The organism is Aureibaculum marinum, assembly GCF_003813905.1.
In the GTDB taxonomy this organism is placed as follows: domain Bacteria; phylum Bacteroidota; class Bacteroidia; order Flavobacteriales; family Flavobacteriaceae; genus Aureibaculum; species Aureibaculum marinum.
In genome coordinates this window covers 1-8,615 of record NZ_RPFJ01000084.1, presented here as the reverse complement: position 1 = coordinate 8,615, position 8,615 = coordinate 1, and the positions used below count along the sequence as shown (strand labels likewise).

Here is an 8,615-nt window from a genome sequence, read left to right as displayed (position 1 = left end):
TCTATGCCACTTGGTGCGGTGTATCCCAATGTAGTTTGGGCTTCTACATTATCTGGTATGCCATCGCCATCACTGTCTAAATCTAAATGATTGGGTATGCCATCGTTATCAGTATCGATACAACTTCCACTTACCAAAACTGAATTAACAACTTGATAAGTATCCGTACCTTTTCTAATCTCAGCTTTAAAAATACTGTTACCTCCTTGATCCCAATAAACGACATCAATAGGATAAGTACCACTAGATGCAATTGTAAATTCATTATGAGTTCTGGTAGTTGGACTTTGATTTCCATCAAAAATAGCAACTACATTCCCGTCAATTCTTACCCTATAGCCATCATCAGATCTAATACGCATATTATATGTACCTGTCTCCAAATAAATTGAACCACTCATTAACAACACTCCTCTATTGGTATTTCCTGGATCATTACTTAATGATATTGCATCATGTGCCAAGAAACTTTGCAAATTAGTACCCATACCAATACTACTATTAAGAGGATAATCTAAATTCGTAGCTATAAAAGTTGCATCTGGAGTTCCCGTAGTTGCCGCTAATGCAGTTGCAACATTATTTACAACATCATTAGTACCATAATATTCCCCATTTAAACCTCCACAACCTTCCAGTACATCTAAAATTCCATCATTATCATCATCTACATCGCAAACATCATTAATACCATCACCGTCAGTATCTAATCCCGAAGGGTCTGCACAAGGTTCATAAACAGTAACTGTAGCTGTATCTGATTTTCCTGCACCAGGACAAAGAGAAACATCAGCATCAGAAATAGTATACGTAAAAGTTGTTCCTGGAAAAGCTGTACCAGCACTGTAAGTATAGGTTACCAGTCCTGCATCGGCATCATCAATAGTTACAGAACCAATAGCAGGTTGTGTAATGCTTTCTATAGCAAAATTATCTCCATCAGGTTCTGAATCATTATCAAATAAACTTATTTGCACGGAAACTGTATTCCCATATGGTACGATTTCTATGTCGTCATTTGCAATTGGAGCATTCGGATTTTGAAGTGTCTCAGCATCTGTAGTGGTTAAAGAATAATGATTTGTACCTGAAATTGTACTTGGCTGTGCTACTGCAGTAGCTATTAATCTTGTAATTGTACCTGTTGCACTATTATAAAGATTAGGATAATGCACTTCTATTAAATATGGCTGATTTTCACCAAAAGGCAAACCAAAATGTACTTTTGGAGATTGCTGTGTTCCGTGCCCAAATACGCCATTAACCTGACGCAATCCACTTATAATATTCCCATCACAATCTTTTATCAAAACATTTGTTCCAATGGCCGTTCTACCCGAAAAACCTCCCGTTGTTCCGTCTGGGTTTCTATCTTCTGTTACATCAACTATGAGGTGATTATTTCTATTTGCAGCTGGAAGATTGTTTATATATAACTGATTGGCACTACCATTAATATTTATATAAATATCTAAATCTCCATCATTATCAACATCTACCATGGTTGCTCCTTCTCCATCTCGTCCTACATTAAACGATTGAGAATTATCAAGTATAAAAGTCATAGGAGAACCACTATTAACAGTTCCTGGGGCAGGACTAGGGCTATTCAATTGATTGATGAATAAGTAACTTCTACTATTCCCTATTAATATAACATCAATATCTCCATCATTATCAATATCTCCACCTGCCAAGGCATCAATTCGAGCTGATGACGACCCTGAACTCGTACTAGCTGGTTGGGGTAACCCTGGAAAAACACTGGCACCTAACGGTGTCCATATTCCTGGACCATCATTTCTAAAAATTTGGGTTGTTCCGTTTTCTGTCCATACAGCATCTAAATCACCATCGTTATCTAAATCCCACAAGCCATTTCCTCCTTTATTAGAGTTCTCTGCTTGGGCTAAATCGGCTCCAATTGTAAAAGTACCTCCTTGATTTAAAAAGAAATCATTCTCATCACGTTTACGCATAAAAATATCTACCCATCCATCATCATTAACATCAGCAGCTGTACCATAATCACCATCAGTAGCATACTGATTGAGTCCATATTCTGTTACGCCAGATCCATTTCCTGATGTAATGTGAGAAAACAATGATGCTGGAGCTGGATTTACGATAGCATGTGTATTATGATTTATATAATTATTTCTGAGTAATTCAATACCATAACCATGGTTATCGAAGAAAATATCTAAATCACCATCCCCTTCAAAATCAAAAACACCAACACCTTCTGAATTTATCGGATTAATTTGAATTGTAGCATTTCCTGTTCTTCCAACAGTTATTGGATCCGTTCCGCCAATTCCATCTCCAAAAGTTCCAGACGGATTTTGAATAAATATTTGTAGAGCTTTTAGATTTCCAGTGCTAGCATCGGTATTCATAATAAAATCAGGGCGACCATCATTATTCAAATCGCCCCACACTGCTTGTCTTTCTGCTTTTTGATTTAACATTCCAGGAACTAGCGTAGGTTGTACATTGGTAAAAGTACCATCACCATTATTCCTCATTAAATAATTACGTTGTGATGTACTATTCACTAAAACAAGTACATCTAAATCCCCGTCATTATCATAATCGGCCCAGGCATGACCACCATCTTTACTACCTCCTATATTTAAATTGTATATAGCAGCATTTTCCGAAAAAGTAGTTTGAGCTACTAAGTGGGAAGATAGCAACAACATTAATGTTATTACAATTGCATTTAATTCTTCTTTTTGTCTGATCAAAACTGATTAATTATTAAACTTTCTAATACCATTACCATTCACTAAAATGATAATGCTTAAAATAGTTATTTGTTTAACGTAATCATTGTTTCATAAGACAATTATTCTTTAATAATTAAAATAACACCATAGAAAAACCCTACTCTGCATAACAGCTACAGTAAGGTTACAGGTTCTTTTAATATTTAAAGTTCAATCGCCAATAATGAAACAATTTCATTGACAAAAGATTTCTCCAATAAATCTATTCTATTCTCCACTTATTATTGAAGCAAATATAAAAACATGAACTTTAAATACAAAAAAAATGTTAATAACCTAAAAAAAATGTTAATAACTTTGTTAATTACTTAACAACATTACAAACGTAATCTATTGGTTTATATTGCATTAAAGTAAATAATATGTTTTTACATAATTCCACAACTTAAATGTTAATATCATAAGTATTAACATTTAGACAACTTTAATGTTTCTCCCAGAAAAAATATCTAATTACCAAAACAGAGCTATTAATATTTTGTTTAACTAAAAAAAGAATTATTAAACAAACTTAAAAATAGTATAGTGAGAACAGAAAACTGCAAGTAGTATACAACAATGAATCAATAACTTATACAATACTGAAAATTTCTAGAGAATAATTTTTACAATAAATTATTAATACCTTACTATTTTAATTACCACTATTAGGTGTTGAATCTAGATCGGCTTGTGAGCTATTTATTATTTCTGCTTGGTTAATAAACTCTCCACAAACATCAACAGTAACCCTATATTCTAGGGTAGCACTGTTATTACTTCCGCCTGATGTTGTTAAGGTACCTAAGGCCCATTCTAATCTTCCTGTTGCTGAATCAAACGTTACTGTACCTTGACTTACTGTATAATTTGATGCTATATGGTTATAACCAAAATCTGTAGGTATTATATCTAACACCTCTATGTTATTTGCTGTTCCCGGACCATCATTGGTTACAGTAAGGGTAAATGTTATTACATCGCCTTGGTCGGGATTACTATTATCAACTGTTTTTCTTAAACTTAAATCAGCTCCGTCTAAGACGTCTCTAAAATCAACATCGCCTCCTGTAGACGCATCACCATCTAAATCTGGTAAAATAACAGGTGCTATTAAGGGATTATCAATCGTTCCTCCCGAATCTGAATAGCCTGTTGTGGCATCTGTAGCATCGTCTAAACCATCATTATCTGAGTCATTTCCTGCTAAAGTTATGCCTGCCTCCACAGTATCATTTGCCCCTTCATTATCTGAATCTAAATCTAAATAATCTGGATTATCTGTTCCATCGGTATTTATTGGCGTTAAGCCTTCTGATGCACCTGGTGAAGTTTCGTAAGCATCATCTAATCCATTGCCGTCACTATCTATGCCACTTGGTGCTGTATATCCCAATGTAGTTTGGGCTTCTACATTATCTGGTATACCATCTCCATCACTATCTAAATCTAAATGATTAGAAATACCATCTCCATCACTATCACATAATGTTCGACCAAATAAAGCATAGGCAACTAAATCTCCTGATCCAATACCTGTACTATGTATTGTAATTTCAGAAACAAGCGTAGACCCTAACCCTTTTAACAGTAAGGTTTGATCATTAACAGCTCCTGGCGAACTATAAACACCTGTAGCTCTATTATAGTTAGAGACATTACCTAATACAGGAACAAAAACTCCATTTGGTAAACCTCCATTTACAGTAAAAAATATTTTTGCATCTGGACTTGGAGTTCCGCTAATAGCACCATCAAGATCTATAAAATAAAAGGCAATATCTGATGCTGGTACTGGAGCACTAAAAGTAATTTGAAAAGCTACATCTCCATCATTTGCCCATCGCTCTTCTCCTCCATCAGAATTAATATTAAAGGTATTCTGACCATCTATCAAATTCGCAACATTGGTCTGAATTATCGATTCTGGCCTTGCAATTGAAACCATTGAGGTTGTTTGACCTATCCAATTACCTGAACTATTTTGAGCTAGAAACCCCGAACACTCTTCTTCAATATCTAGTATTCCGTCATTATCATCGTCTATATCACAAAAATCGTATACTCCGTCACCATCGGTATCAACTACCACAGGATCTAACGTAACCGTTACATTAAGTGTTCCTACTTTAAAGTTATTGGTATTTGCATTTTCTATTATTCTATACTCCAAGGTATAGGTTTGTCCTAATTGAGCATTTGCACCAACATCAACAGACCCATCAGAATTGACCGTCAGGACACCTTCTGGGTCAGGTGTTTCAACAGAAACAGAGAATTCCGTTTGGTTTACAGGCAATCCCTCAACAGTATCGTTATCCATGACATTACCTACATTGACCTGCTCCATGTTTGAACAAACAACCGTTACATCAATATCATCTTGAACAGCAGTTAACGAAGACGCAATAATATTGATGGTTACAATGGTGTTACTCACCCCAGAACAAAGACCTTCTACCTCGTATTGAAATTGATAAGTACCTACAGAAAGAGAAGAAGCCTCCAATATCTCGTTATTCAATGCTCCCGTATTGGACAAATCTGTCCATTTCCCATAGTTATCGTAAGGACCGGTTACATAATCGAACAAATTCAATATCCCGGCATCGGATTGGACGATATCTAGCGTTTGCCCAGTTCCGGCTTCAGGAGCAGGAGCCGGTGTTTGGATTTCAAAACTTAGGGTTTGGGTTGTACAAGTGTTTGGATTTACACCATAGCTAATGTTGGCATGGTAGATTCCTCCATCTGAACTCTCGTTAAAAGGTGTAAAATTAAGGGTATTACCCGTTCCTATTACTGTAGAATCACTATCTTTTGTCCATTCAATATCTAAAAAAGATAAGCCTGCTACAAATAAAGTCCCATTTTCCCCATCACATAAATTACTTGGTCTGATAACAGGTGTTTTAACAGCATCTGTTTTAAATTGGAACAACCGCACATTTCCGCAACCATCTTCTACTTCAACAGTATATTCTCCGGCTGCTAATTCTGAAAATACCGGACTTGTCCCATTATCTATAGTAGAAATGGCCTCTCCATTAAATTCTGTTATTCTATAGGTTAAAGGTACTACCCCCAAAGCATCGACCACCAAACTAGCAGTGCCGTTCGCACAACCAAACACGTAATAATCCTCTAAAGTCACACCTGTTTCAGAAACACTAAAAGTATCAACTTCTTCATAGCAATATTGTGCAGTCCCCAAGCCATCGCCATAAATTTGATATCTTAAAATCACTCTAAAATCACCTGATGATACTATATTGGTTAAAGCCCCAGAATAATTTCCGCTAGAACTACTTCCAGAGATATTAAAATCTAGACCTGTACTACTAGTTATATTATCCCCTTCAGTATATAAATTACCAGTTGTTGGATGCCCCCATTGCTCGGACTCTGGATAATATTTCTGTAAATACAATCTCGGCAAATAATAATATAAATCCGTAACACTAGCCTCTACATTAAAACTACCACAGTTAAAAGTTGGAGTTATTGTAGTTGTATAATCACGAGGAACGTCATTAAACGTAATATCCTTTGTTACAGTAACACCGCAGCCTTCAACTGTTCCTTCAAAAGTATAATCTCCTACAGGTATAGAACTTATATAAAAACGACCATTAGAAGTACTAATATAAGAGGTCATATCTACAGGTAAAGGACCATAAATATCAATAAACTCGGTTGGAGCAGCAGTTACACTTATTGTAGCAAAATCGTCATCAGGCATATAAACATAAGCAGAAACAAATCCTTCTTCACAAGACGGCCTGGACCTATAATATACATTATATGATGATGAATTTGTCACAGTTACCGTATCAGTTAGGGTTTCACCACAGGATGTAACTTCTACAGTATATGTTCCTGCGGGAACACCAACAGAACTTGAAGTTCCAAAATATTCAGTTGTAGGAGAGGATAAAATTGCCGAGTACGCTCCAGGTTCAAAATTCGTATTATAATTGGCTGGATCAAAACCATCTGGGTATTCTGTAAAGGTAATTATTGTTGGTCCTACTAAATAATCATAATTCATTAACCGTAGATATCTTGTTCCACATGTTGCATCGGAGGCATTTAAATCTACATCCCGTGTTGGGGTAACTGTATCTGATTTGGAATAAGTAACACCACAAGCATCTGTAATTGTTGTGGTATAAGTATATGTTTCCCCACTGGTAAATGGCATATCGAAGTAAACATACTGACCAGACGTTAGAGTAAGGTTAAGAGTAGTTGCTGTAGGGCTAGTAAACACAACCTCTATTTGTATAGGATATTTTATAGCAGGAGCAGTACCACTGTCGTATACTATTCTATTTCTAAAAGTGATGGTATTACAGTCTGGTCCGTCTTGTTCATAAAAAAATATATTATATGTGGCGGTATCGTCATAATCAGTAGTTACTCCTAACACGGTAGTATCTCCACATTCGTCGGTCACAGCAACTCTATAATTGCCATCAGGCACATTTTCTAAAATATTAGACGTTTGTGCTGCTATAATTACATTGTCAGAAGTATCTAACAGTGAGTAGGTGACTGGATGACCAGCAGTTACATTTACTGTAATATTTGTTCCTGAACACCCATCGCTTAAATCTAAATCATAGGCTATCGGCTCAACATCTTCTAAAACTGTAACTTCTGCTATTTGTTCATTATTTTCAGCACCTATAGTTTGTACCGCTCTTATTTGATATACAGCAGCTTCTAAAGAGGTCAATGTGTATGATAGTGTACTCCCAATAGCACTAACATTATCAATAATATTAATTGGAACCGACGTATTAGGCAATTGATAAACCTGAAACTCAAATACCGCCCCCGACTCGGTATTATCAATATTGATAACAATTTGGCCGTTGCCAGTACAGGTTTCATTTACCGCAGTGAGCTGCATGGTAAACTCATTAATTTCTACCTCTTTGGCTAAAGCAATAACCTTCGCTTTTGGGTAAATTACTTTTTCAGCACGTAAATTATAAGTAAAGCTACTTACAATAAATAATAAAAAAAACGCAACTGCAAACGCTTTTACTTTATCCCCTTGTCTTGTCAAAACTAATCTATTACTAAACTCAATTAAGCAACACAATTCAACAAAATGTTAAAGCATAAAAGAGTTATTCATTAAACATAATCATCATTACATAAAACAATTACTCTTTATCAATAAAAATACCTATAAAAAAACTTACCTTGCCAAATAGCTACAGGAAGGTTACTAGGTCTTTTAAAATTAAAAAAGCAATCATCATTAATGAAACAATTTCACTGACAAAAGATTTTAAAAAAAATCTATACAATTCTCCTCTTATTATGAAAGCAAACATAAAAACATGAACTTTAAATGCAATAAAAATGTTAACAAACCAACAATAATGTTAATAATTTTACCAACACTCTTCTTGTTGAGAAAAATTTTAATAAAATGACTATCATCCTACCAAAGATTGATAAAATTCTTTAATAATATGATAAATTTATTTTCTATAATATTAACAACTAATTTATCTTAACACATATAAACATTTTAGAAAAATAACTATCTTAACTTCTTTAAGATTTAGTATTTGAATTTTACATTAAAAACTAATACCCTCATTTTGCAGAATTTACAAACCAACAATTAACAACACCTATTAAATCACACTCACAAAGTTTTATTTAAGACATCCATTATCAACTTATCTGTTTTAATTACCACTACTAGGTGTTGAATCTAGATCGGCTTGTGAGCTATTTATTATTTCTGCTTGGTTAATAAACTCTCCACAAACATCAACTGTGACACTATATTCTAGGGTAGCACTGTTATTACTTCCG

2 protein-coding genes are annotated in these 8,615 nt (G+C 34.8%); both read right to left on the bottom strand.

The features are described from left to right. A partial coding sequence (locus EGM88_RS15015; protein WP_148084097.1) for an FG-GAP-like repeat-containing protein occupies positions 1–2,750 on the bottom strand: 2,750 nt, incomplete at its 3' end. 676 nt (positions 2,751–3,426) lie between these two features. Next, the gene (locus EGM88_RS15010; protein WP_123899236.1) at positions 3,427–7,848 is read right to left on the bottom strand and encodes a DUF11 domain-containing protein; all 4,422 of its coding nucleotides are present in this window, start codon (positions 7,846–7,848) and stop codon (positions 3,427–3,429) included. Positions 7,849–8,615: the final 767 nt, after the last annotated feature.